Annotated in this window: 26 protein-coding genes; 18 read left to right on the top strand and 8 right to left on the bottom strand. The window is 67.5% G+C overall.

From position 1 onward, the window contains the following. Positions 1 to 40 precede the first annotated feature (40 nt). The 4 genes from LCI23_RS01940 (at position 41) to LCI23_RS01925 (ending at position 3776) form a co-directional block, all read left to right on the top strand. On the top strand, positions 41 to 871 hold the full coding sequence (locus LCI23_RS01940; protein WP_224943111.1) for a substrate-binding domain-containing protein: 831 nt from the start codon (positions 41 to 43) through the stop codon (positions 869 to 871). 10 nt (positions 872 to 881) lie between these two features. Further along, a complete protein-coding gene (locus tag LCI23_RS01935; protein ID WP_374041135.1) occupies positions 882 to 1394 on the top strand; it encodes a gluconokinase in 513 nt (170 codons plus the stop codon). Between the two features lie 115 nt (positions 1395 to 1509). Beyond that, a complete protein-coding gene (locus LCI23_RS01930) occupies positions 1510 to 3114 on the top strand; it encodes a mucoidy inhibitor MuiA family protein (protein ID WP_224943109.1) in 1605 nt (534 codons plus the stop codon). 125 nt (positions 3115 to 3239) lie between these two features. Beyond that, the gene (locus tag LCI23_RS01925) at positions 3240 to 3776 is read left to right on the top strand and encodes a cytochrome C (RefSeq protein ID WP_224943107.1); all 537 of its coding nucleotides are present in this window, start codon (positions 3240 to 3242) and stop codon (positions 3774 to 3776) included. A 16-nt stretch (positions 3777 to 3792) separates the two neighbouring features. On the opposite strand, the gene LCI23_RS01920 is transcribed toward LCI23_RS01925, so the two are convergent. From LCI23_RS01920 to LCI23_RS01910, 3 genes are all read right to left on the bottom strand, one after another. Then, on the bottom strand, positions 3793 to 6096 hold the full coding sequence (locus LCI23_RS01920; RefSeq protein WP_224943105.1) for a penicillin-binding protein 1A: 2304 nt from the start codon (positions 6094 to 6096) through the stop codon (positions 3793 to 3795). Between the two features lie 315 nt (positions 6097 to 6411). Beyond that, positions 6412 to 7464: a M48 family metallopeptidase gene (locus tag LCI23_RS01915; protein ID WP_224943103.1), complete on the bottom strand. Its 1053-nt coding sequence runs from the start codon at positions 7462 to 7464 to the stop codon at positions 6412 to 6414. 7 nt (positions 7465 to 7471) lie between these two features. Next, positions 7472 to 8632, bottom strand: coding sequence for a YjgN family protein (locus LCI23_RS01910; protein WP_224943101.1), 1161 nt, complete (start codon positions 8630 to 8632; stop codon positions 7472 to 7474). A gap of 186 nt (positions 8633 to 8818) precedes the next feature. On the opposite strand from LCI23_RS01910, the gene LCI23_RS01905 reads away from it, so the two are divergent. The 4 genes from LCI23_RS01905 (at position 8819) to ftsB (ending at position 13197) form a co-directional block, all read left to right on the top strand. After that, positions 8819 to 10504 carry a CTP synthase gene (locus LCI23_RS01905; RefSeq protein ID WP_224943099.1) on the top strand — a complete coding sequence of 562 codons (1686 nt, stop codon included), beginning with the start codon at positions 8819 to 8821 and terminating at the stop codon, positions 10502 to 10504. Continuing rightward, positions 10501 to 11355, top strand: coding sequence for a 3-deoxy-8-phosphooctulonate synthase (kdsA, locus tag LCI23_RS01900; RefSeq protein ID WP_224943097.1), 855 nt, complete (start codon positions 10501 to 10503; stop codon positions 11353 to 11355). The genes LCI23_RS01905 and kdsA overlap by 4 nt, the downstream gene beginning before the upstream one ends. Before the next feature lie 150 nt (positions 11356 to 11505). Beyond that, positions 11506 to 12792 (top strand): phosphopyruvate hydratase, encoded by a 1287-nt coding sequence (eno, locus tag LCI23_RS01895; RefSeq protein WP_224943095.1) that lies wholly within the window; start codon positions 11506 to 11508, stop codon positions 12790 to 12792. A 63-nt stretch (positions 12793 to 12855) separates the two neighbouring features. Further along, entirely contained in the window at positions 12856 to 13197 is a 342-nt protein-coding gene (gene ftsB, locus LCI23_RS01890) for a cell division protein FtsB (RefSeq protein ID WP_224943093.1), read from the top strand. Positions 13198 to 13274: 77 nt separating this feature from the next. Here the strand turns inward: ftsB and LCI23_RS01885 are convergent, their stop codons facing one another. Continuing rightward, positions 13275 to 13697, bottom strand: a complete 423-nt coding sequence (locus tag LCI23_RS01885) for a PAAR domain-containing protein (protein WP_224943090.1) — start codon at positions 13695 to 13697, stop codon at positions 13275 to 13277. Positions 13698 to 13920: 223 nt separating this feature from the next. On the opposite strand from LCI23_RS01885, the gene LCI23_RS01880 reads away from it, so the two are divergent. After that, on the top strand, positions 13921 to 14184 hold the full coding sequence (locus tag LCI23_RS01880; protein ID WP_224943087.1) for a hypothetical protein: 264 nt from the start codon (positions 13921 to 13923) through the stop codon (positions 14182 to 14184). A gap of 88 nt (positions 14185 to 14272) precedes the next feature. Here LCI23_RS01880 and LCI23_RS01875 read toward each other — a convergent pair whose 3' ends face one another. Then, positions 14273 to 14779, bottom strand: coding sequence for a Dps family protein (locus tag LCI23_RS01875; RefSeq protein ID WP_224943084.1), 507 nt, complete (start codon positions 14777 to 14779; stop codon positions 14273 to 14275). Positions 14780 to 14973: 194 nt separating this feature from the next. On the opposite strand from LCI23_RS01875, the gene LCI23_RS01870 reads away from it, so the two are divergent. Continuing rightward, the gene (locus LCI23_RS01870; RefSeq protein ID WP_224943081.1) at positions 14974 to 15705 is read left to right on the top strand and encodes a hypothetical protein; all 732 of its coding nucleotides are present in this window, start codon (positions 14974 to 14976) and stop codon (positions 15703 to 15705) included. A gap of 112 nt (positions 15706 to 15817) precedes the next feature. On the opposite strand, the gene hslO is transcribed toward LCI23_RS01870, so the two are convergent. Next, a complete protein-coding gene (gene hslO, locus LCI23_RS01865) occupies positions 15818 to 16783 on the bottom strand; it encodes an Hsp33 family molecular chaperone HslO (protein ID WP_374041134.1) in 966 nt (321 codons plus the stop codon). A gap of 3 nt (positions 16784 to 16786) precedes the next feature. Then, positions 16787 to 17311: a gamma carbonic anhydrase family protein gene (locus LCI23_RS01860; RefSeq protein WP_224943063.1), complete on the bottom strand. Its 525-nt coding sequence runs from the start codon at positions 17309 to 17311 to the stop codon at positions 16787 to 16789. A 163-nt stretch (positions 17312 to 17474) separates the two neighbouring features. Between LCI23_RS01860 and LCI23_RS01855 the strand changes: the two genes are divergently transcribed. The 8 genes from LCI23_RS01855 (at position 17475) to bamC (ending at position 24367) form a co-directional block, all read left to right on the top strand. Next, complete coding sequence (locus LCI23_RS01855; protein WP_224943059.1) at positions 17475 to 18368, top strand: alpha/beta fold hydrolase; 894 nt, start codon at positions 17475 to 17477, stop codon at positions 18366 to 18368. 104 nt (positions 18369 to 18472) lie between these two features. Beyond that, entirely contained in the window at positions 18473 to 19303 is an 831-nt protein-coding gene (locus LCI23_RS01850) for a 3',5'-nucleoside bisphosphate phosphatase (protein WP_224943057.1), read from the top strand. Positions 19304 to 19387: 84 nt separating this feature from the next. After that, a complete protein-coding gene (gene htpX, locus LCI23_RS01845) occupies positions 19388 to 20263 on the top strand; it encodes a protease HtpX (RefSeq protein WP_224943055.1) in 876 nt (291 codons plus the stop codon). A 40-nt stretch (positions 20264 to 20303) separates the two neighbouring features. Continuing rightward, positions 20304 to 20927: an L-threonylcarbamoyladenylate synthase gene (locus tag LCI23_RS01840; RefSeq protein ID WP_224943052.1), complete on the top strand. Its 624-nt coding sequence runs from the start codon at positions 20304 to 20306 to the stop codon at positions 20925 to 20927. Positions 20928 to 21002: 75 nt separating this feature from the next. After that, positions 21003 to 21659 carry a site-2 protease family protein gene (locus tag LCI23_RS01835; protein WP_224943049.1) on the top strand — a complete coding sequence of 219 codons (657 nt, stop codon included), beginning with the start codon at positions 21003 to 21005 and terminating at the stop codon, positions 21657 to 21659. 3 nt (positions 21660 to 21662) lie between these two features. Continuing rightward, positions 21663 to 22232, top strand: a complete 570-nt coding sequence (locus LCI23_RS01830; protein WP_224943047.1) for a bifunctional 2-polyprenyl-6-hydroxyphenol methylase/3-demethylubiquinol 3-O-methyltransferase UbiG — start codon at positions 21663 to 21665, stop codon at positions 22230 to 22232. A gap of 64 nt (positions 22233 to 22296) precedes the next feature. Continuing rightward, the gene (gene dapA, locus LCI23_RS01825; protein ID WP_224943045.1) at positions 22297 to 23178 is read left to right on the top strand and encodes a 4-hydroxy-tetrahydrodipicolinate synthase; all 882 of its coding nucleotides are present in this window, start codon (positions 22297 to 22299) and stop codon (positions 23176 to 23178) included. Positions 23179 to 23218: 40 nt separating this feature from the next. Then, complete coding sequence (gene bamC, locus LCI23_RS01820) at positions 23219 to 24367, top strand: outer membrane protein assembly factor BamC (RefSeq protein WP_224943043.1); 1149 nt, start codon at positions 23219 to 23221, stop codon at positions 24365 to 24367. 201 nt (positions 24368 to 24568) lie between these two features. Here the strand turns inward: bamC and LCI23_RS01815 are convergent. Next, positions 24569 to 24887, bottom strand: a 319-nt coding sequence (locus LCI23_RS01815) for a hypothetical protein (protein ID WP_374041133.1), incomplete at its 5' end; no start/stop codon positions are given.

The following is a 24887-nucleotide window of genomic DNA, read 5'->3' as shown; positions in this document are numbered from 1 at the left end:
CGGGCGCAAGGCTGTTTCCCCGTTCCCTAGGAGAATGCGCATGCAACGCCGTTTCGTCCTGGCCGCCGTTGCCGGCCTCGCCTTGACCCTGCCTTTCGCCACGCCTTTTGCGCATGCCCAGCAACCCGGCGAGCGGGCGCTGCGCCTGTCCACCACCACCAGTACCGAGAACTCGGGCCTGCTGACCTACCTGCTGCCGTCGTTCGAGGCGAAGCACGGCATCAAGGTCAACGTGATCTCGGTCGGCACCGGCAAGGCGCTGGAGCTGGGCAGGAACGGCGACGTCGACCTCACCCTGGTGCATGCGCGCCAGCTCGAGGACAAGTTCGTGCTCGATGGCTGGGGCGTGGACCGGCGCGACGTGATGTACAACGACTTCATCGTGGTCGGCCCGAGCGCCGATCCGGCCCGGGTCAAGGGCGACAGGAACGTGATCTCGGCCTTCCGGAAGATCGCCGGCGCCAACGTCAGGTTCATCTCGCGCGGCGACAATTCCGGCACCGACGTGATGGAGAAGGGATACTGGCAGCAGGCCGGCGCCAAACCGTCCGGCAGCAACTACGTGTCCGCCGGACTGGGCATGGGCGAGGTGCTGAACATGGCGGCCGAGATGAACGCCTATACCCTGACCGACCGCGCGACCTACGGCGCCTACAAGGCCAGGACCGGGCTGGCGATCGTGGTCGAGGGAGACAGGCGCATGTTCAATCCCTACGGGATCATCGCCGTCAATCCGGACAGGCACAAGGGCGTCAACTACCGCGGCGCGAAGCTGCTGATCGACTGGATCACCTCGCCGGAAGCGCAGGCGAAGATCGCGGCCTTCAGGCCGGCCGGCGAACAGCTGTTCTTCCCCTCGGCGCAGCGCTGAGCGTGCCGGCGTGAAGCGCACCCCAGCCGCGTGGGTCGTCATGGGCGTGAGCGGCTGTGGCAAGAGCAGCGTCGGGGCGCGCCTGGCTGCGCTGCTGGGTGCGCGCTTCATCGAAGGCGACGCCTTCCATCCGCCGCGGAACCTGGCGAAGATGGCGGCCGGCGTGCCGCTCGGCGATGCCGACCGCCAGGCTTGGCTGCTGGCGCTGCGCGCCGAACTGATGCGCACGCTGGCGGAGGGCGAGTGCGTGGTGCTGTCCTGCTCCGCCCTGAAGCGCGCCTACCGCGCGCTGTTGCGCGGTGGTGAAGCGTATCCGGTGTGCTTCGTCCACCTGCACGGTCCGCGCGCGCTGATCGCCCAGCGCATGGCCGCGCGCAGGGGCCACTTCATGCCATCCTCGCTGCTCGACAGCCAGCTGCGCGAGCTCGAGCCCCTGGCCCCGGACGAATGCGGCATCACGCTCGACCTGCGTGAGCCCCTGCCGCAACTGGTCGAGCAGGCCGCCGCGGCCTGGCCGCGCTGAAACGTCTCGTTACATAAACGCCGCCCCGGCGTTGCTTTGTGTGGATTTTGGCAGGCCAGTCCTCTGGTAGGCTGCCGGAATCACTCATCCATTACTCGTTCAAAAAAGGGATTCCATGGCAACCAAGCAGCAATGGGCAATCGTCCTGGCGCTCGCCGTTCCGGGCGCGCAGGCCGTCGAGGCGCCGATCCAGAGCGTCACCCTGTATCCGGGCAGCGCCACGGTGGAGCGCGTGGTCCAGGTCGCGCCGGGCATGACCCAGGTCGAGATCACCGGCCTGCTGGCCAACTTCAGCACCGATACCCTGCGCCTGCAGGCCGATGCCGGCATCCAGGTCGGCCAGGTCCTCACGCGCGACCAGGGCAGCGCCGACAGCCCCAATCCGCGCGTGGCGCAGCTGGAAGCGAAGATCCAGGCGCTGCAGGACGAGATCGCGCTGATCGACGCCGACTTCAAGGCGGCCCAGCTGGTGCAGGGCTACCTCGAGCGGCTTGGCAGCGCCGACGGCCAGGCCAGGAATGCGCCGGGCGACGCCAAGACCCTGCTCGGCACACTGGACGCGATCCGCAGGGGCGGCGCCGACGCCCTGGCGCGCATGCACCAGGCCGAAACCAGGAAGCGCGCGCAGGTGCGCCAGCTGGAGGCCTTGAACCAGGACCTGGCCAAGCTGCAGGCCAGCACGCGCGAGAGCCGCACGCTGACGGTGGCGGTCGCGGCGAAGCAGGCCGGCCGGCTGCTGCTGTCCTACCAGGTGAACCGCGCCGGCTGGAAACCGACCTACCGCGCCTCGCTCGATTCGAACGCCTCGTCGGTCGAACTGGAACGGATGGCGTCGATCTCGCAAAAGACGGGCGAGGACTGGAGCCGGGTGAAGCTGCGCCTGTCGACCGGCCAGCCGAAGCTGTCGGCCCAGGCGCCCGACCCGGGCCCCTGGCTGATCAGCTACCGGCCGCCGCAGGAAAAGGTGCAAGAGCTACGCTACCGCTATGCGCCGCCGGCCCCGCCGTCCGCGCCCGCACCGGCGCAGGTCAGCGTCTCGGGTTCGCGCGTGGCGCAGGCCGCCGATGACTACGTGGCGCCCGTCATCGAGACCCAGGGCAGCTTCACCACCGAATTCGAGGTGCCGGCGCGGGTCGACCTGGCCGCCGACGGGCGTGAGATCACGGTTGGCCTGGCAACGCAGCAGCTGGCGGTGGAGCAGCGCGTGCGGATCGCGCCGCGCACCCATGGCGAGACGGCGGTGCTGACCGCCGAGGCGGCGCGTCCGGAAGGCGTGTGGCTGCCGGGCCAGGTGCAGCTGCGCCGCGACGGTTCCTACGTCGGCGCCCTGTACTGGGACCCGCAGGACAGCGAGCGCTTCAGCATGTCCTTCGGCCGCGATCCGCTGGTGCGGGTGGCGATCGAGCACCGCGACGAACGCGCCGGCCAGGCCGGCCTGTTCCGGCGCGACAACCAGAAGCGCATCGCCGACCGCTACGTGGTGAGCAACCGGCACCGCCAGCCGATCGAGATCCTGGTGCTGGAACCGACCCCGGTCAGCCAGTCGGACCAAGTCCAGGTGAAAGTGTCGCTCAGCCCGGAGCCGACGCTCAGGGACTGGCAGCAGCGGCGCGGCCTGGTGGGCTGGGAGCGCACCCTGAAACCGAACGAAACGGCGCGCTTCGATGTCGAATACCAGGTCGACTATCCGAAGGAAGGAACGGTGCAGGGACTGCGCTGATCCCCCCAAAGGTGGGGCTGACACCGGCGCCGGATGCGCGCTATCGTGCACGGATCAATACGCCGGCCGGCGTGCAAGGCGCCGGCCGGCGGTCCGAACAAAGCTCACCAGAAGGGAAAACAGACATGTCCACTCCACTCCAGGGCGCCGTGCGCGCGCTCTCTGCCGCGTTGGCACTGGCGCTGGCACCCGGCATGCAGGCCGCCGCGCAGGCCGCGCAGAACAACCCGCATGCCCCGTCCGCGAACGCGAGCGCCCAGGGCAAGTACATCGAACGGGGCCGCTACCTGGTCAAGGTCGGCGGCTGCAACGATTGCCACACGGCCGGCTATGGCATGAGCGCCGGCAAGGTGGCCGAGAAAGACTGGCTCACCGGCGACCAGCTGGGCTGGCGCGGCCCCTGGGGCACGACCTACCCGACCAACCTGCGCCTGTCGATGAACGCGCTGGGAGAAGAGGACTGGATCAGGATGGCGCAGACCATGAAGGCGCGTCCGCCGATGCCCTGGTTCACGCTGAACACCATGGACAAGGAGGACCTGCGCGCGATCTACCGCTTCGTGCGCCACCTCGGCCCGGCCGGCAGGCCGGCGCCCGCCGCGCTGGCGCCGGGCGTCGCGCCGAAGGGCCCTGCGATCCTGTTCCCGGCGCCGCCCCAGTAAGCGCCCGCGCCAGGCCTCACTCGACGGCCTGCGCCGCGCCGGCCGCGTTCTGCGATTCACCTTGCGCCGGCGCCTCTGCCGCCGGCGCCGGCTCCGCGAATTCCGCATAGACCCAGTCCCCGCCCGCACGTACCACGCCTTCGGGGGGCGTGCGCTCGCGCTGCGGCACCCTGGCCAGCGCCACCCGCATGTAGTCGACCCAGGCCGGCAGCGCCAGCGTGGCGCCGAACTCGCGCCCGCCCAGCGAGCGTGGCTCGTCGTAACCCATCCAGGAGACCGCCACCACGTTGCCGCCATACCCGGCGAACCAGCCGTCGACGGCGTTGCTGGTGGTGCCGGTCTTGCCCGCCAGGTCGCTTCGCCCCAGCAGGCGCGAAGACTGCGCGCCGGTACCCACGCGCGCCACGTCGCGCAGCATCGAATCGACGATGAAGGCATTGCGCCCATCCAGCACGCGCGCGCCTTCCTGCGGCGGGCGCGGCTTGCCGCTCTCGAAGACCAGCTTGCCGTCGCGGTCGTACACGCTCAGGCTCAGCTGCGGCTCGACCCGGTAGCCGCCGTTGGCCAGCACCGCATAGGCGCCGGCCAGCTGCAGTGGCGTCACCGCGCCGGTGCCCAGGACCAGGGTCAGGTTGGCCGGTTGACGCGCCCGGTCGAAGCCGAAGCGCGCCAGGTGTTCGCGCGCATCCTCGACGTCGAGCGCGCGCAGCATGCGCACGGCGGGCACGTTGCGCGAATGGGTCAGCGCATGGCGGATCGTCACCGGTCCTTCGAACACGCCGTCGTCGTTGCGCGGCGCCCAGTTGGCATAGGCCTTCTCGTCGCTGAAATCGAGGGGCGCGTCGAGGATCGTGGTGCCGGGGAAGAAGCCGCGCTCCAGCGCCGCCGAATACACGAAAGGCTTGATGCTGGAACCCGGCTGGCGCCAGGCCTGGGTCACGTGGTTCAATTTTTGCAGCTGGTAGTCGAAACCGCCGACCATGGCGCGCACCGCGCCGCTGCGGGCGTCGAGCGCGACGAAGGCGGCCGCGACCTGCGGCAGCTGGGCGATCGCCCACTGCTCCTTGCCGGCGCGGCTGATGCGCACCACCGCGCCCGGCGCCAGCTTCAGGCCGGCTCTGGCGGCGGGCGACAGGGCGGGCGCGGCGAATGCCAGGCCGGCGCCGGCAAGCGCGATCGTCTCGCCGTCGCGGGTCAGCACCGTCACCCGCTTGGGCGAGGCCGACAGCACGACGGCCGCCGTGAAGCCATCCACCGCGGGGCGCTTCTGCAAGGCCTCGGCCACGGCTTCCTCGCGCTCCGGTCCCGCCTTGGGCAGCGCGATGCGCGCTTCGGGGCCGCGGTAGCCGTGCCGGCGGTCGTAGGCGATGGCGCTGCGGCGCACCGCCTCGTAGGCCGCGGCCTGCTCGGCGGCGATGATGCTCGTGGTGACCGTATAGCCCTGCTCGTAGGCAGCCTGGCCGAAGCGCGCATGGACCGCCTGGCGCGCCAGTTCCGCCACGTATTCCGCGCCCGCGCCGGGGCCGGCGCCCTCGCGCCGCACCCGCAGCGGCTCGTCCAGCGCCGCGCGGTACTGCGCCTCGCCGATCTTGCCGAGCTCGAACATGCGCTTGAGCACGGTGCGTTGGCGCTGGCGCGCGCGCTCCGGGTCGGCCACCGGGTTGTGGCGCGAAGGATTCTGCGGCAGCCCTGCCAGCATCGCCATCTCCGCCACGCTGAGCCTGTCGAGCGGCTTGCCGAAATAGGTGCGCGCCGCGCTGGCGAAGCCGTAGGCGCGCTGGCCAAGGTAGATCTGGTTCATGTAGACCTCCAGGATCTGGTCCTTGGTCAGCGCCTGTTCGATCTTGTAGGCCAGCGCGACTTCGGTCAGCTTGCGCGGCAGGGTCTTGTCGCGCGACAGGAAGAAGTTGCGCGCCACCTGCATGGTGATGGTCGAGCCGCCCTGGCGGTAACCGCCGCCCAGGGCCGCCAGGTTGGCCTTGGCCGCGCCTAGCGCGCGGATCCAGTCGATGCCGCCGTGCTCGTAGAAGCGTGCGTCCTCGATCGACAGCACGGCCGCCTTCATCAGGGCCGGGATCTTCCCGATCGGGACGAAGTCACGCCGCTCGGCGCCGAATTCGCCGATCAGGACCTGGTCGGCGCTGTACACGCGCAGCGGGACCTTGGGACGGTAGTCGGTGACGGCGCTGATGTCCGGCACCTCGTCCAGGATGCCGGCGCAGGCAGGGGCGGTGGCGAAGATGGAAACGAAGAGCAGGGCGGCGGCCGGGCGGCGCAGGCCTTGCGGGAAGATGGACGTGGTCGGGCAGGACAGGAACATGGCGGTAGCGTGGGAGTGACGGTGAAGATGGGCAGCATCTTACCGCCCGGCGGCCTGCCGCACAGCGCCGGGCGCCAAGGTGGCGCCGGATGGCGTGCGCGGGCGCAGCTCGCGCTACCGGCAGCGTAGGCGCGCCGCGTGCTGCGCGCCCGCGGCAGACGCCGGCTGCGCCACCAGCACGGCCTTGTGGCGGTGGTGGCGTCCATCAGGCCGATCGCCTGGCCAAGCCCTCAGTAAGTGCGCAGCCCTTATCTTGCGCTGGTGCCACCCAGATCGTCGTTTTGCAGCGCTGATCGTCTGGCAAGTAGTGCCGTTCTAGCGCCCCTGTCCAGCCTGTCCTTCCCGCAGGCGCTGGCCGCGCGCATACGCATCCGGATGGGTCGACGCGTACGACATCGCCTGGCGCAGGAATTTCGGCATTTTCTGTTGCTGTTCGTCGAGGTGGTCGAACAGGTCGGCCAGCGGCGCGGTCGGGATGCCGTGCGCGTGCAGAACACTTGCCGCGTAGTCATCGGCCGCCAGTTCCATGGCGCGCGAATACTCCATGTTGCCGAGCAGGGCGGGCAGGCCGGCGGCCACCGCGCTGAAGTCGCCGAACAGGGTGGCCGACAGCGCCGCCGTGAGCGAGGAGCGGGTGATCGAGCGCACGCTGTGGCGCTGCTCGACGTGGCCGACCTCGTGCGCCAGCACCCCGGCCAGGGCGGCAGCGGCGTGGGCGTCGATGTCGTGGCCATCCTTGCCCAGCACGGTGCGTACCAGTTCGTCGGTGATGACGATGGTCCCGTCTGGAAAAGCCAGCGCGTTCGGGCCCAGGCGCGGTGCGGCGGCGCTCAGGAGGCGCAGCGGGATGCGCGGCGCCGCCGGTTCGATGCGCTGCAGGATGCCCTGCAGCGCCGCCTGCTGGTCGGGCGCCAGGCCGGAGGGCTGCAGGATGCCCTGGCGCTGCAGCAGGGCCAGGGCGTTCTGGCCGAGCGCCTGGTCGGCCGAGGGCGGTACCCGGGCCGACAGGCGCTCGGCGGCGGCCGGAATCCCCCAGTGCCAGGCGGAAGCGATCAGCAGCACCAGCAGGACCAGCGCCACTACGGCAGCGAAGGTATGCTCCTGCCAGCGCACCACCCAGGGCTTGCGGTAGCCGAGGGCGGCGGCCAGGGCCGGGCGCACGGCCGGATCCTGCACTTCGGCGTGGCTGCCGTCGCCGAAGTACAGGACCATGGGCGCGTGCGCGAAGGGTTCGGCCAGGCGGGTGGCAGCCAGCGGATAGCTGCGCGCCAGGCCTGCGCCGTGCAGGCGGATGGCGCCGTCGGCGGCGCTCAGGTCGACCAGGTGCTGGCGCGCGCTGCGGCCATCGAAATAGTGAGCTGCAGTCATGATGTCCTTACCAGGAAAGGTCGATGCCGAAACCGTCGGCGACGCTGTCGCCGGCCGCGCCGCCGCGCGTGGCCACGTGGGCGCAGGCGGCTTCGATGTCGCCGTCGACCTCGATGTGCAGGTGCGCCAGCCGGTAGCGGTAGACCGCGACCACGGCGAACGGGCGGTACAGGCCGAGCGTGAGCAGGGTCAGGAGGGCATTCCTGGTTTGCAGCTTCATGAAGCCGCGCGCCGGCAGGGTGGAGCGCAAGCGCAGGCCGGGAAAGCTGGTGTTGGACCAGGCCAGGTTCGACACCCGCACCACCATGTAAGGACCGGCCAGCAGGTAGATCAGGTAGAGGGCGACGATGCCGACCGCCATGCCGGCGAACATGGCCGTGTTGCGGTCGCCTGCGGCCATGGCGCCGGCGAAGCCCGCCGCCATCCCGGCCACCAGGCTGGTGACCAGCAGCAGGCTGCCCGAGACCAGGTAGAAGCGGTAGAAGCGGCGCGCCTTGACCGTATAGGCCGAATGCTGGTCGCCGAACAGCAGGTTGGCATGCTGGAAGCGCCGGATGCGGGCATGCATCAGCGGCCACAGCAGGTAGAGCGGCAGCGGCAGCGCCGCCAGCCAGGGCTTGCCCGGGTACAGGGCCAGCAGCACACCCGGCATCAGGAAGGTGAAGGCGGCCGGCAGCCAGGCCAGGTAGGCCTCGCCCACCGAGCCGTCGAAGCCCAGGCGCAGGCCGCGGTAGCTGGTGTTCCCGAGGCGGAAGCGCAGGGCCCCGCGCATCAGCCAGGGAAAGGCCAGCAGCAGCAGGGTGACCACCACGATCCCGAAGGTGCTCGAGAAACCGAAAGCATAGTGGTAGGCCCCGAGCAGGATCACCGACAGCACCCGTCCCGCCAGCACCGCGCGCGGGTTGCCGTGGAAGTCGAAGCTGGCCCCCGCCAGCTGGGTGTTGCGGTCGAAGTACTGGAGCCGGCGCACCTTGGCCCAGGCCGAATAGATCCCCAGCGTGGCCAGGCTCAGCAGCAGGTTGACGACCCAGATGCGGAAGTACTCGCGGCCATCCCCGGTGAAGCCCGGCACCAGGATGCGTGGCGCGCCAGGGGCGGCGGGCTCCCGCGGCGTGGCCGCGGGCATGGTTGCGGGAACGTCGGCGGGCGAATCGGAAAGGGTATGCATGGCGGGCCCGGGGAAAAAGCCCAGTATAGGTGGGCACCCGGAGGGCCGGTCAATTGCTGGAGCATATTCTTGAGCAACAATAAGCCGCTGCCATTTGGTGGAGGCGGACATGCCGCCGATAGGATTCCGCGCGCTTTAAGGTATAATTTCAATTTCCCGCGCGTGCCGTTCGGCACCTTCAGCACAATGACCAAATTCGTATTCGTCACTGGCGGCGTCGTGTCTTCCCTGGGCAAGGGGATCGCGGCCGCTTCCCTCGCCGCGATCCTTGAATCGCGCGGTCTCAAAGTCACCCTGCTCAAGCTCGACCCCTATATCAACGTGGACCCGGGCACCATGAGCCCAACCCAGCACGGCGAAGTCTTCGTCACCGACGACGGTGCCGAGACCGACCTCGACCTGGGCCACTACGAGCGCTTCATCAGCACCCGCATGAAGAAGGTGAACAACTTCACCACCGGCCAGATCTACGAATCCGTGATCCGCAAGGAGCGCCGCGGCGAGTACCTGGGCAAGACCGTGCAGGTGATCCCGCACATCACCAACGAGATCCAGGACTTCATCCGCCGCGGCGCCGAAGGCGTGGACGTGGCGCTGGTGGAGATCGGCGGCACCGTCGGCGACATCGAGTCGCTGCCTTTCCTGGAAGCGGCGCGCCAGCTGTCGCTGCGCTCGGGCCGCAAGGGCGCGGCGTTTGTCCACCTGACCCTGGTGCCGTATATCGCCTCGGCCGGCGAACTGAAAACCAAGCCGACCCAGCATTCGGTGCAGAAGCTGCGCGAGATCGGCATCTCGCCGAACGCGCTGCTGTGCCGCGCCGACCGCCGCATCCCGGACGACGAGCGCGCCAAGATCTCGCTGTTCGCCAACGTCGAAGAGCAGGCCGTGATCTCCGTGTGGGACGTGGACACCATCTACAAGGTCCCGCAGGTCCTGTGCGACCAGGGCCTGGATGACATCATCCTGGAAGCGCTCGGCCTGGAAGCGCCGAAAGCCGACCTGTCCATGTGGACCAGGCTGATCCACGCCCTGGAACACCCGAAGCACGAGATCACCATCGGCATGGTGGGCAAGTACGTCGACCTGATCGAATCCTACAAGTCGCTCACCGAGGCCCTGCGCCACGCCGGCATCCATACCGAGAGCCGCGTCAACATCGAATACCTGGACTCGGAAGAGATCGAGAAGGACGGCTGCGCGCATCTGGCCAAGTACGACGCCATCCTGGTGCCGGGCGGCTTCGGCAAGCGCGGAGTGGAAGGCAAGATCCAGGCCGCCCGCTATGCCCGCGAAAACAAGATCCCCTACCTCGGCATCTGCCTGGGCATGCAGGTGGCGCTGATCGAATACGCGCGCCACGTGGCCGGCCTGCCGAACGCGAATTCCACCGAGTTCGATCCGGACACCGACCAGCCGGTGGTGGCCTTGATCACCGAATGGCAGAACCACGACGGCAAGGTCGAGCGGCGCGACGTCAACTCCGACCTGGGCGGCACCATGCGCCTGGGCGCCCAGACCTGCGCGGTGAACCCGGGCACGCTGGCCGCCGACATCTACGGTAACGTGGTCACCGAGCGCCACCGCCACCGCTACGAAGGCAACAACTACTACCTGCCGCGCATCGAAGCGGCCGGCCTGGTGGTCTCGGCGCGCACCCCGAACGAAGACCTGCTGGAGATCATGGAACTGCCGCGCAGCGGCGAGCACGCCCATCCGTTCTACATCGGCGTGCAGTTCCACCCCGAGTTCAAGTCGACCCCGCGCCACGGCCATCCGCTGTTTACCGCATTCATCCAGGCCGCCCTGAAGCACCAGGCCGCCCACACCGCCGCCGCCAGCACCACGGCGGCACTGCAAGGAGACGCAGCATGAAACTCGCCGGTTTCGACGTCGGCCTCGACCAGCCGATCTTCCTGATCGCCGGTACCTGTGTGATCGAATCGCGCCAGATGGCGCTCGACACCGCCGGTACCCTGAAGGAGATCACGGCCAGCCTGGGCATCCCGTTCATCTACAAATCCTCGTTCGACAAGGCGAACCGCTCGTCGGGCAAATCGTTCCGCGGTCCGGGCATGGAAAAGGGCCTGGAAATCCTGGCCGACGTGCGCAGGGAAATCGGCGTGCCGGTCCTGACCGACGTCCACACCGAGGAAGAAATCCCGCTGGTGGCGAGCGTGGTCGACGTGCTGCAGACGCCCGCCTTCCTGTGCCGCCAGACCGACTTCATCAACGCCTGCGCGCGTTCGGGCAAGCCGGTCAACATCAAGAAGGGCCAGTTCCTGGCGCCGGGCGACATGAAGAACGTGATCGACAAGGCGCGCGCCGCCGCACGCGAGGCGGGCCTGCCGGAAGATAACTTCATGGCCTGCGAGCGCGGCGCCTCGTTCGGCTACAACAACCTGGTGTCCGATATGCGTTCGCTCGCCATCATGCGCGAGTCGAACTGCCCGGTGGTGTTCGACGCGACCCACTCGGTGCAGCTGCCGGGCGGCCAGGGCACCTCGTCCGGCGGCCAGCGCGAGCACATCCCGGTGCTGTCGCGCGCGGCCGTGGCCGCAGGCATCGCCGGCCTGTTCATGGAGACCCATCCCGATCCGGCCAAGGCCATGTCGGACGGCCCCAACGCGGTGCCGCTGGGCCGCATGAAGGAACTGCTCACGACCCTGGTCGAGATCGACCGCGTGGTCAAGAAGGCCGGTTTTCTGGAAGCCGACTTCAAATAAGACAGCAGGCGGATGCGCGCATGCGCCCGGCGGCCCAGGCCGGGCGGATACGACGCGCGTATTTGCTACAATGCCAAGCGTTTTGGGCTACCCGCCTTGGCGACAAGGCGGCAGCCGCACCAGATTCTTACCTTCCGGAGACTGAAAAACATGAGTGCTATCGTTGATATCATCGGCCGCGAAATCATTGATTCGCGCGGCAATCCGACCGTTGAATGCGACGTCCTGCTGGAGTCGGGCGTGATGGGCCGCGCCGCGGTCCCGTCCGGTGCCTCGACCGGTTCGCGCGAAGCGATCGAACTGCGCGACGGCGACCCGAAGCGTTACTTCGGCAAGGGCGTGCTGCAGGCTTGCGAGAATATCAATACCGAGATCTCCGAAGCGATCATGGGCCTGGACGCCAATGAACAGGCCTTCCTGGACCGCACCCTGATCGACCTGGATGGCACCGAGAACAAGAGCCGCCTGGGCGCCAACGCCATGCTGGCCGTGTCGATGGCCGTGGCCAAGGCAGCCGCCGAGGAAGCCGGCCTGCCGCTGTACCGCTACTTCGGCGGTTCGGGCGCGATGCAGCTGCCGGTGCCGATGATGAACGTCATCAACGGCGGCGCCCACGCCGACAACAACCTGGACATCCAGGAATTCATGATCATCCCGGTCGGCGCACCGTCGTTCAAGGAAGCGATCCGCTGGGGCGCCGAAGTGTTCCACACCCTCAAGAAGATCCTGCATGCCAAGGGCCTGAACACGGCCGTCGGCGACGAAGGCGGCTTCGCCCCGTCGGTGGCCAACCATGAAGAAGCGATCAAGCTGATCATGCTGGCGATCGAGCAGGCCGGCTACGTGGCCGGCCAGGACATCGCCCTCGGCCTGGACTGCGCCGCCAGCGAGTTCCACAAGGACGGCAAGTACGTTCTCGAAGGCGAGGGCGGCCTGGCGCTGACGGCACAGGACTTCACCAACATGCTCGCCACCTGGTGCGACAAGTACCCGATCATCTCGATCGAGGACGCGATGGCCGAAGGCGACTGGGAAGGCTGGGCCACGCTCACCGCCGCGCTGGGCAAGAAGGTGCAGCTGGTGGGCGATGATTTGTTCGTCACCAACACCAAGATCCTGAAAGAGGGCATCCAGAAGGGCATCGCCAACTCGATCCTCATCAAGATCAACCAGATCGGCACCCTGACCGAGACCTTCGCCGCCATCGAGATGGCCAAGCGCGCCGGCTACACCGCCGTGATCTCGCACCGTTCGGGCGAAACCGAGGATTCGACCATCGCCGACATCGCAGTGGGCCTGAACGCCCTGCAGATCAAGACCGGCTCGATGTCGCGCTCGGACCGCATGGCCAAGTACAACCAGCTGCTGCGCATCGAGGAAGACCTGGGCGACGTCGCCAGCTATCCGGGCCGCGACGCCTTCTACAACCTGAAGTAAGCTTGACTGCCGGACGGCTAGCGAGGCGTCCGGCTCCGCCATCCCTACCTGCGACCTGCGTCCATGCGACTCATCACCATCGCGCTCGCCATCCTGCTGCTCCTGATCCAGTACCCGCTTTGGCTGGGCAAGGGCGGCTGGCTGGCCGTCGCCGACATGCGCGGCCAGGTCGCGCAGACCCGCCAGCAAACCGAACTGCTGGAAGCGCGCAACGCCAAGCTGGAATCGGAAGTGCGCGACCTGCGCGAGGGCCTGGGCGCGGTCGAGGAACGTGCCCGCTACGAGCTGGGCATGATCAAGCAGAATGAAATCTTCGTGCAGGTGCTGCGCAAGGACGAGCAGCCGGCGGTGTCGATGACGGTGCCGCCGCCTCCGCCGGAACCGAAGGAAAAACGCGGCCGCTGACAGTGGCTACCGCAGTAGCCACCTCAGTAGCCGCTGAGGTAGCCACGGGCACGCCGGTCCCGTGGCGCCGTCCCGGTTCAGTCCTCGGTGGGGCCGTGCGGCGGCAGGTAGCCCGGCTGCAGCAGGCCGGGGATCGGGGCGTCGCCTTCGAACAGGACGATCTCGCCCATGCTTTGCCGGCTCAGGACGATGCGGTCGCCGTTTCCCACATGGCTCCCCACCAGCGCGACCGGGCGGTTGCCGAAGGTGGACGCGTTCCCGGCGCCCGATACGATGATGCTCTCGCTGCCGTCCGGATAACGCACCAGGTCGCCGACGCAGGCGATGCGGAAACCGTCCCGTTGCGGCTCGTTCCCGGCCAGCACGACCTTGCCGCCGTGCAGGGTGTACGATCCAACTGTCGCAATCGGATAGCGCCCTGTCACTCGCCTGCGTTGCGGGACAGGGGATGCCAGGACCTGTTCGGTAGACGACATTTCGGCTGCGGACATGGGCTTCATTGACGCTCCTCGGAAGTGACAGGAAAAGAAAGTCCTTGCTTCCTTGCAAGAAATTTCTGACAGGTTATTGCTCTGTAATAAGAGCCATGCCTATTGAATGGCACTGCTTTCTGGAGATTTTTGATTTTACTCAAGCCAAAGTGTATGTAGGATTAAGCCTACATATAACTTGCCAGGATTGCTGGTTGGAACCCAGCGCCAGGATTATTTTTTGAAAGCCAGCATGACCCGGAACACTTCTGCACTCGATTCCCTCGACGGCATTGCCGACTGCCTCGCGACCGCCTTCGACGACGGCGACGGCGCCGCGATTGCAGCGGCGCTGCAGGCCGTGGCACAGGCGCCCGGCCTCGGGGCGCTGGCCGCAGCCATCGGCATGCCGCAGGACGCGCTGCGCGCGGCCCTGGTGGCGGAGGAATTCAACCTCGACCTGACGCTCGAGATCATGAAAGTGGTGGACCTGCACCAGTCCGGCGGACGCGGCTGATCCGATTGGGGCGGCCGGGTGGCCGCTTGCCGCGGCGGGCCGCGCCGGGACGGCAGCGGCGCCGCCCGGCTGGTTTCTCGTCCGGCGTTCAGTCCGAGGACGCGTCGCCCTGGGCCGCGCCGGCGCCCTGTTCCAGGAAGGAGCGCAGCATCCAGGCATTTTTTTCGTGTACTTCCATGCGGGTGGTCAGCATGTCGGCGGTCGGGTAATCGTCCAGCTCGTCGGCCACTTTCACGCCCGCGCGCAGGGTGCGCACCAGGGTTTCGTTGCCATCGACCAGTTGGCGGATCATTTCCTTGGCCGACAGCACGTTCGGCTCCTCGGTAATGCTGGACAGCTCGGCATAGCGCTTGTAGGTCGCCGGCGCGAAGTGCCCGAGGGCGCGGATGCGCTCGGCGATGTCGTCCAGCGCGTTCCACTGCTCGGTGTACTGTTCCTCGAACATCACGTGCAGGGTCGAGAACATCGGGCCGGTCACGTTCCAGTGGAAGTTATGGGTCTTCAGGTAGAGCATGTAGGCGTCCGCCAGCACGGTCGAGAGCGATTCGACGATCTTGGCGCGGTCTTCGGTCGTGATTCCAGTATCCATGTGCATCGCGTTTTCTCCTGGTAAAGGCGATAGTGTTGTAAGGAAATGACAACACTGTCAAAGATGCATCAGCTTAGCACTACCTGCATAAATGCGTGTTTTGAGTGTCACGGTTCAAAGGCGGGACGTGAGAATGTGCAAGTATCTGGCGCCGCGACATTCGTACAATGCGCCCACCGATCAGCCATCACAGGATGCACATGAAGCGAATTTCCACGGTCGCCGCGCTGCTGGCGCTGGCCCTCCCTTCCATTGCCCAGGAAACAGCCGCACCCGACCCCGTCGCTGCTGAAACCGTACAGGTCAGCAGCATCAAGGATCCCGCACTCCAGCCCTATCGCCGCATGCAGCGCGGACTCGATACCTGGGACAAGCAGCGGGCGCTGGCGCCGCAGGCCAGCCTGCGCTTCGAGTTGTGGACCGCGGACGGACACCCGGCCCCGGTCGAGGGCCTGCAGCTACGCATCGCGGGCGAGCGGGTCGACATTGCGCTGCCACTCGACGCCGATGGCAGTTTCGCGCTGCCGCGCAGCCGGGAAGCCGACGCGGACGACGCGGACCTCATTTCCAACCGCAAGAGGGACCAGCTGCGCTGGCGGCCGCGCGTGCGCACGCCGGGGCTGCCCGGGAATGTGCGGCGGCTGGGCGACCTGCGGATGGAATGCGCGGTCTCGATGGCGATCGGCAAGGAAGAGGTTCCGCTGCTGTTTCGCGCCGCCGCGCTCGCGGCGGGCGGCCTGTGCCGGCTGCCGCAGGTCGCCTACCAGTACCGCACGCCGCGGCCGGTGGCCTCGGCCACACTGGTATCGGGAGAACGCAGGCAAGCGCTGCGGCTGTATCGCAACGGCAGGGAAATCGTGGCGCCGCTGCGCGACAGCAGCTGGGACGATGACACGCTGATCGTTTACGAATTCGCGTCGGATCAGCCCTGAAACAGCGCCGCCTTTCTTCACGCCACGTGTTGCATGGCTGAAGAAAGGCGGCGATTATTCACAGGGCGTTGAAACCCGCCTGCGCGGGGGAGGCCCGGTCGATCGGGATGACTCAGTTGATCGAGCCGCTGGCCGGCATCATGCTCTCCACCGGCGCATCGCTGGCGAACAGCTGGGCGCAGTCGACTTTGTCGAAAGCGTAGTGCTTGCCGCAGAAATCGCAGTTGATGCCCAGTTCGCCCAGGTCGGCCAGCGCCGAGTCGACCTCCGCCTGGCCCAGCATCTTGAGCATGTTGCCGACCTTTTCGCGGGTGCAGCTGCAGTGGAACTGCGGATGCTGCGGGTCGAACACGCGAATCGTCTCTTCCCAGAACAGGCGCTTGAGCAGGATCTCGATGTTCGTGCTCAGCAGTTCCTCGCGCTTCAGGGTCTGGCCCAGCATCACGGCGCGGTTCCAGGTTTCCAGGTCCTCCGCTTCGGAAGCCTGCTTCTGCTGGTCGTCCTTGCCGCTGTGGCGCGGCAGCTTTTGCAGCAGCAGGCCGCGCGAGACGCTGTCGTCCGCCGCCAGCCACAGGCGGGTATCCATCTGTTCGGAGCGCAGCATGTAGTTCTCGATGACGGTCGCCATGTCCTCGCCGGTCAGCGGCACCACGCCCTGGTAGGGCTGCTGGCCCGGCACCTTGTCGGCCGGGTCGAGCGTGATCACGAAGCGGCCCTTGCCGTTGACATTGAACATCTGGGTCAGGCTGGCGTCATCCGGCAGTTCGGCGTCAGGCGCCAGTTTCGCGGTGGCGCGGATGCGCAGCTGGGCGTCGCATTCGACCACCAGCAGGCGCACCGGACCGTCACCGAAGATCTGCATCACGATGGCGCCGTTGAACTTCAGGTTGGCCGACAGCAGGGCGCTGGCCGCCACCATCTCGCCGAGCGCGGAACGCACCGCCTTCGGATAGGCGTGCCGGGCCTGGATCTCGCGCCAGGTGTCGGAAATCTCGATCAGCTCGCCGCGTACGGCAGCGTTATCGAAAATAAATTTTTGCAGGGTGTCGCGCGAGGTGCTCATCACTTCATTCGTCATTCTTTATCCGATCTTCTTGAGCTGCGCCTTGAACAGCTGGCCGCGCGCCACATAGCTCGCGGCGCTGGCCTGCAGGCGCAGCAGGTCTTCTTCCGTCAGGGTGCGCACCGCCTTGGCAGGAGAGCCGAGGATCAGCGATCCGTCGGGGAATTCCTTGCCTTCGGTGACCAGGGCGCCGGCGCCCACCAGGCAACCCTTGCCGATCCGGGCGCCGTTCAGGATCACGGCCTGGATGCCGATCAGCGAGCCGTCGCCCACCGTGCAGCCATGCAGCATGGCCTGGTGGCCGACGGTCACGTTCTTGCCCAGTACCAGCGGGTAGCCCATGTCCGTGTGCATCACCGTGCCTTCCTGGACATTGCTGTTTTCGCCGATGGTGATGCGTTCGTTGTCGCCGCGCAGCGTCGCGCCGTACCACACCGAAGCATTGGCCTCGAGCGTGACCTTGCCGATCAGGGTTGCCGTATCGGCCACGAAACTGGAAGCGTCGATCTCGGGCGCATGCTCGCCCAGCTGGTAAATCGTCATGGATGTGCTCGCGGAAGCTGAAATGCCGCTATTGTAAACCTCCAGCCCGCCATCGTCCGGTCGACAGGAAATGGGGCCATCCTGCGCAATATCAAGCGTCCCGTTATAATGCGAACGACCGTACTATTTCGGCCGCATCCGGCCGTACTTTTATTTCGCAGCCATGATCCCGTCCCGTTCCGAATTCCTTCCCATCCGCGGCCTGCGCACCCATGTGCGCCACTGGGGCCGCGTGGGCGCCCCGAAAATCTTCATGCAGCACGGCTGGATGGACGTCTCGGCCTCGTTCCAGTTCGTGGTCGACTGCCTGCGCCAGGACTGGCACGTGATCGCCTTCGACTGGCGCGGCTTCGGCCTGAGCGAACGCTCGCCGGCCGACACCTACTGGTTCCCGGACTACCTGGCCGACCTCGAGGCGGTGCTCGACCACTACGCCCCCGGCGAAGCGGTGAACCTGCTCGGCCACAGCATGGGCGGCAATATCGTCAGCCTGTACGCCGGCATCCGGCCCGCGCGCATCGCGCGCCTGGTCAACCTGGAAGGCTTCGGCCTGCCCGCCACCCGTCCCGAGCAGGCCCCTGGCCGCTACGCGACATGGCTGGACGAACTGCGCACCAGGCCGGAGATGCGCGGCTATGCCAGCCTGGACGAGGTGGCCGCGCGCCTGCAGAAGACCAATCCGCGCCTGCCGGCTGCGCGCGCCGCCTTCCTGGCCGGCCACTGGTCGGCGCGGGACGCGGACGGCCAGTGGCGCATCCTGGGCGACCCGGCACACAAGATGACCGGGCCGCTGCTGTACCATGCCGACGAAGTGCTGGCCTGCTGGCGCCGCATCACGGCCCCTGTGCTGTGGGTCGAGGCGGAAGAGACCGAGATGTGGCGCTGGATGGGACCGAAGGAAGAGGCGCGCGCCGAAATCGACCGCCGCCGCGTCCACCTGGCCGAGGTCACGGCGCGCATGATGCCGGGAGCGGGCCACATGCTGCACCACGACCAGCCGGAACTGCTGGCGCGCATGATCGAAGCCTTCCTGGACGGCGCCGAGGTGCCCGGCTAGGAAAGACGCACGGAGGCATGGCGTCAGCACGGTGGCGTGAATGCCGCGTACAATGTCCGGCACCATTGCCATCATTGCTACTCACTGCTACCCATTGCCGTGCCATGAAAGTCGATCTCCACTGCCATTCCAAGGTCTCCGACGGCGTGCTCGCGCCGGCCGCCGTCGCCGCCTATGCCCATCGGAGCGGCGTCGATGTCTGGGCCCTGACCGACCATGACGAAATCGGCGGCATCAAGGCCGCGCGCCAGGCCGCAACCGGCCTCGGGATGCGCTTCGTGGCCGGGGTCGAGATCTCGGTGACCTGGGCCAACGAGACCGTGCACATCGTCGGCCTGCAGATCGACGAGGACAACCGCGCGCTGGTCGAGGGCCTGGCCGCCACCCGCAACGGCCGCCAGGCGCGCGCACGCGAGATCGCCGACCAGCTGGCCGCGGCCGGCATCCCGGACGCCTACGAAGGCGCGCTGCGCTATGTCGGCAACCCCGACCTGATCTCGCGCACGCATTTCGCCCGCTACCTGGTCGAGACCGGCGCCTGCGGCACGACGGCCGAGGTGTTCCGCAAGTTCCTCACCGAGGGCAAGCCGGGCTATGTGCCGCACCGCTGGGCCACGCTGGAACAGGCGGTCGGCTGGATTCGCGGCGCCGGCGGCATCGCCGTGGTCGCGCACCCCGGACGCTATCCGTTCAGCGACACGGCCGAAGGCGCGCTGTTCGACGCCTTCCGCCAGCTCGGCGGCAGTGCCATCGAAGTGGTCACCGGCAGCCATACGCCGGACCAGTACGGCGTCTATGCCGAACAGGCGCGGCGCTACGGCTTTCTTGCTTCGCGCGGCACCGACTTCCATGCGCCAGGCGAATCGCGCATCGAGTTCGCCGAGCTGCCGCCGCTGCCGGCCGGGCTCACGCCGGTCTGGCACGACTGGTTCTAGCCGTCCTTGTCCAGATCTTGAAGAATCCCGCCTGCAGCCCAATCTTGGCAGCCTGACATCAACCAGCTCCAGGAGCCGCCATCCATGAAACGTGTCGTACTGTTCCTCGCCACCAACCTCGCCGTCGTGCTGGTGGTGTCACTCGTGCTCAACCTGCTCGGGGTAGGACGGGCGGTATCGGGGCAGGGGATCGACATCGCTTCGCTGGCGGTGTTTTCGCTGGTGGTGGGTTTCACCGGTTCCATCATCTCCCTCCTGATCAGCAAGCCAATGGCCAAGTGGTCGACCGGCGCGCGCGTCATCGAACAGCCGGCCAACGGCGCCGAGCGCTGGCTGGTCGACACCGTGCGCAGGCTGGCCGAGCGCGCAGGCATTGGCATGCCCGAAGTGGCGGTCTACGAGGGCGAACCGAATGCCTTCGCCACCGGCGCTTTCAAGAATTCCGCGCTGGTGGCCGTGTCCACCGGCCTGCTGGCCAGCATGGACCAGGACGAGGTCGAGGCCGTGCTCGGGCACGAAGTCGCCCACATCGCCAACGGCGACATGGTCACCCTCACCCTGATCCAGGGCGTGGTCAACACCTTTGTCGTGTTCCTGGCGCGCGTGGTCGGCTTCTTCGTCGATAAGGTGCTGCTGCGCGGGGACGATCGCGGCCCCGGCATCGGCTACATGGTCACCGTCTTCGTGTGCGAGATCGCCTTCGGCATCCTGGCTTCGATCATCGTGGCCTGGTTCTCGCGCCAGCGCGAATTCCGCGCCGACGCCGGCTCCGCGCGGCTGCTGGGCAGCGCGCTGCCGATGCAGCATGCGCTGGCCCGCCTGGGTGGTCTGGCGCCGGGCGCGCTGCCGTCCTCGATGGCCGCTTCCGGCATCTCCGGCAGCGGCGGCGGCTGGGGCGCGCTGTTCTCGACCCACCCGCCGATGGCGCAGCGCATCGCGGCGCTGCAGGCGCTCCGTTAAGCCCACAGCATCAAGCCCAGGACAGGCAGAAAGGCGACCGATGGCCCAGCACTTCCAGATCCATCCCGACAATCCGCAAGCGCGGCTGCTGAAGCAGGCGGCCCAGATCATCAGCGCCGGCGGCATCGTGGCCGCGCCCACCGACTCCGCGTATGCGCTCGTGTGCCGGCTCGACGACAAGGCCGCGGTCGAGAAGCTGCGCCGCATCCGCGGCGTGGACGACAAGCACCACCTGACCCTCCTGGTGCGCGACCTGTCCGCGATCGGGCACTTCGCCCGGGTCGACAACAGCCAGTACCGGCTGCTGAAAGCCACCATGCCGGGCCCTTACACGGTGATCCTGGAGGCGACGCGCGAAGTGCCGCGCCGCCTGTCGCATCCCTCGCGCAAGACGATCGGGGTGCGGGTGCCGGAAAACCGCATCATGCTGGCCCTGATCGAGGAGCTGGGCGAGCCCCTGATCGGCACCACGCTGCAGTTGCCCGGCGACGAGCACATGCTGTCCGATCCCGACGAAGTGCTCGAGCGCCTCGGCAAGCAGATCGAGCTGGTGATCGACGGCGGCGCCGGCACGCTCGAGCCGACCACCGTGATCGACCTGACCGGCCCGGTGCCGGAACTGGTGCGCGAGGGCCGGGGCGACCCGGCCGCCTTCGGCCTCTAGGGCGGACGCGCGGACGGGGCGGCGTCTTCAGGCTTTCCTAACTGCGGGGCGCGACGGACCTGATAGAATCGCGCAATGGATCCTGAACTCATACGCAACATCGCCGTCTACGCGCTCCCCGTTCTTTTTGCGATCACCCTGCACGAAGCCGCCCATGCCTACGTCGCCCGCTATTTCGGCGACAACACGGCCTATGCCGCCGGGCGCATGACCCTGAACCCGCTGGTGCACATCGACGTCTTCGGCACCATCGTCATTCCGATCGCGCTCTACCTCACCACCGGCTTCGTGTTCGGCTACGCCAAGCCGGTGCCGGTCGACTTCGCCCGCCTGCGCAACCCGAAGCGCGACATGGCCTGGGTGGCCCTGGCCGGACCGGCCGCCAATTTCATCATGGCCTTCCTGTGGCTGGTGCTGGCGGTGCTGCTGGTCGCCTTCGGCGTCAACGAAGCCTTCCCGCACAAGGTGGCCCAGGCCGGCCTGATCGCCAACCTCTTGATGTTCGCCTTCAACCTGCTGCCGATCCCGCCGCTGGACGGCGGCCGCGTGCTCACCAGCCTGCTGCCGAACACCCTGGCCTACAAGTTCGCGCGCATCGAGCCCTATGGCTTCTTCATCGTGCTGGGGCTGCTCTTCTTCAACCTGCTGGCGTTCTGGGTGATGCCGGTGATGGGCCTGGGGCGCATGCTGCTGCAGTTGATCGCCTCGCCGCTGACCCTCTTGCTGGGCTGAGCCATGGACACGCGCACGCCGCCTGTGTCGCCCTGGGTTGCGCGCTTCGCGCCCCTGGCCCGTCCCGGCGAGGCGCTCGACCTGGCCTGTGGCAGCGGGCGCCACACGCGCCTGCTGGCCGCGCGCGGGATGCAGGTCACGGCGCTGGACCGCCATCCCGAGCTGCTGGCGCCGCTGGCCGGACCCCAGGTCACGACCCTGCAGCACGACCTCGAAGCCGCCGATGCCAGCTGGCCCTTCGCGCCGGGACGCTTTGCCTTGGTGGTCGTCACCAATTACCTGCACCGTCCGCTGTTCGCGCAGCTCGCCGCCAGCCTGCGTCCGGACGGATTGCTCATCTATGAAACCTTCGCGCAGGGGAACGAGGCCTTCGGCAAGCCGTCGAATCCGGATTTCCTGCTGGCGCCCGGCGAGCTGCTGGGGCTGGCGGTTGCGGGCGGGCTCCAGGTGCTGGCCTACGAGGACGGCCACGTCGAGCGGCCCCATCCGACCCAGGTGCAGCGCCTGTGCGCAGCCGGGCCGGATTTCGCCAAAACCGAAGCCAGGCTCGACCAGGAATCTCGCGCAGAATGAACCATTGCGGCGGGCGATCCGCTACAATCAGACTTTTATTTACTTTCCGGCACCGTCAACGCATATGATTAAGGGCAGCATCGTAGCAATCGTCACCCCGATGTTCGAGGACGGCAGTCTTGACCGCGACTCCCTGCGCAAGCTGATCGACTGGCACATCGCGGAAGGCACCGACGGCATCGTGATCGTCGGCACCACCGGCGAATCGGCCACTGTCTCGCCCGACGAGCACGCCGAACTGATCCGGATCGCGGTCGAACACACCGCCGGCCGCATTCCGGTCATCGCCGGCGCGGGCGGCAATTCCACCGTGGAAGCCATCGCGCTGACCCGGCATGCGAAGGAAGTCGGCGCCGACGCCTCGCTGCAGGTGGTCCCGTACTACAACCGCCCGACCCAGGAAGGCATGTACCGCCACTTCAAGGCGATCGCGGAAGCGGTCGACCTGCCGGTGATCCTGTACAACGTGCCGGGCCGCACCGTGGCCGACATGAGCAACGAGACCGTCGCGCGCCTGGCGCCGATCGACAACATCGTCGGCATCAAGGACGCCACCGGCAACGTCGGCCGCGGCATCGAGCTGCTGCGCATGGTGGACAAGTCCTTCGCCGTGTATTCCGGCGACGACCCGACCGCGATGGCCCTGATGTTCTGCGGCGCGGCCGGCAACATCTCGGTGACCGCCAACGTGGCCCCGCGCGCGATGCACGAACTGTGCGCCGCCGCCATGGCGGGCGACATCGCGCGCGCGGTCGAGATCAACAACCGCGTGCTCGACCTGCATGCCAGGCTGTTCGTCGAGCCGAACCCGGTGCCCGTGAAGTGGGCGCTGGCCGAGATGGGCAAGATCCCGTCCGGCCTGCGCCTGCCGCTGGCGCCGCTGTCTTCCTCGTTCCACGATACCGTACGTGGCGCACTGGCCCAGGCGGGCCTTCTCTCTGCCTGAACCTCCGGGTTCCGGTTCCCAGTACCTGATATCGAAAGCCATGACTAACCGCACCAACAAGACCCCTGCCGCCGCGCGCGTGCTGACGCTGAGCGCGATCGCGCTGAGCCTCTCGGCCTGCACCACCATCTTCGAATCGGACAAGGTCGACTACCGCGGCGCCAAGAAGGCTGCCAACCTGGAAGTCCCGCCGGACCTGACCGCGCTGCAGCGCGACAACCGCTACGCCATCCCGGACGGCAAGGGCGTGGCCACCGCTTCCGGTTTCCAGCAGCAGCTCGGCGGCCAGGCCGGCGTGGCGCCGGTGGCCGGCTCGATGCAGGCCATCGGCCCGCTCTCGACCGACGCGGTGAGCGTGCAGCGCAATGGCGACCAGCGCTGGCTGCTGGTCAAGCAGACCCCCGAGCAGCTGTGGCCGCAACTGCGCCAGTTCTGGGAGAACCAGGGCTTCGCCATCGAGACCGAATCGGTCACCACCGGCACCATGGAGACCAACTGGGTCGAGAACCGCTCGAAGATCCCGCAGGACTTCATCCGCCGCTCGATCGGCCGGGTGTTCGACAGCGCCTACTCCACCGGCGAGCGCGACAAGTTCCGTACCCGCCTGGAGCGCCTGCCGGACGGTTCGACCGAAGTCTGGATCAGCCACCGCGGCGCCGAAGAAGTGCTGCAGGGCGCGCAAAAGGACACCACGGTCTGGACCGTGCGTCCGAACGACCCGGGCCTGGAATCGCAGTTCCTCGCGCGCCTGGTGGCGCAGCTGACCGGCGCCAAGGAACCCAAGGGTGCCGAGACCATGGTCGCGCAAGCCCCGGTGGCGGCGCCGCAGGCCAAGCTGGTCGGCAATGCCGTGCAGCTGGCAGAGGGCTACGACCGCGCCTGGCGCCGCGTCGGCCTGGCGCTCGACCGCGTCGGTTTCACCGTCGAGGACCGCGACCGCGTGCAGGGCGTGTACTTCGTGCGCTACGTCGATCCGGATGCGGCCAACAAGGATGGCTTCTTCAAGCGCCTGCTGAGCTTTGGCAGTTCCGAGGAAAAGGCCAAGGAAGCGCAGCGCTACCGCGTGATCGTCAAGGCCGAGCAGGGCGCATCGACCAGCGAAGTGAGCGTGCAGACCAACGATGGCAAGACCGACACCGGCGAGACCGGCGCCAAGATCCTCAAGCTGCTGACGGACGAGTTGAAGTAATCCGGCGCTGCCTGCGAAAAAAAACCGGCCGTTGGCCGGTTTTTTATTGACGCTTGTCTTTCGTGGCGTGGGCGGGTCTCCCGCCCACGCCTTCAACTTCCCCGCTGCAGGCAACTCCTCTCCCGCAGTCCATGCGCCATCATCCAGAATGGACGAAAAAAAACCGGCCCGCAGGCCGGTTCTTCCATCAGACCGTGCTGATTACTTGGTTGCAGCAGCGTCAGCAGCTTGCGAAGCAGCGTCCGAAGCGGCAGCAGCAGCGTCAGCAGCGGTCGAAGCGGCAGCCGAAGCGGCAGCAGCAGCGTCAGCCGGAGCAGCGACGGTTGCGTCGGTAGCGACCGGGGTAGCAGCAGCGTCGGTGGTAGCAGCCGGTGCTTCGACAGCGGCCGGAGCGGTGGTAGCAGCTTCTTCTTTCTTGCTGCAAGCAGCCAGAGCAACAGCCATCAGGGAAACGATCAGCAGGGATTTTTTCATGATTTTCCTTAATATTTCAAAAGTAAGTACTGCTTGTTTGAATAAT

Source organism: Massilia sp. MS-15 (assembly GCF_020176695.1).
Lineage (GTDB): Bacteria > Pseudomonadota > Gammaproteobacteria > Burkholderiales > Burkholderiaceae_D > Telluria > Telluria hydrophila.
The sequence above is the reverse complement of the archived record's forward strand: the minus strand, read 5'-3'. Positions and strand labels throughout refer to the sequence as shown.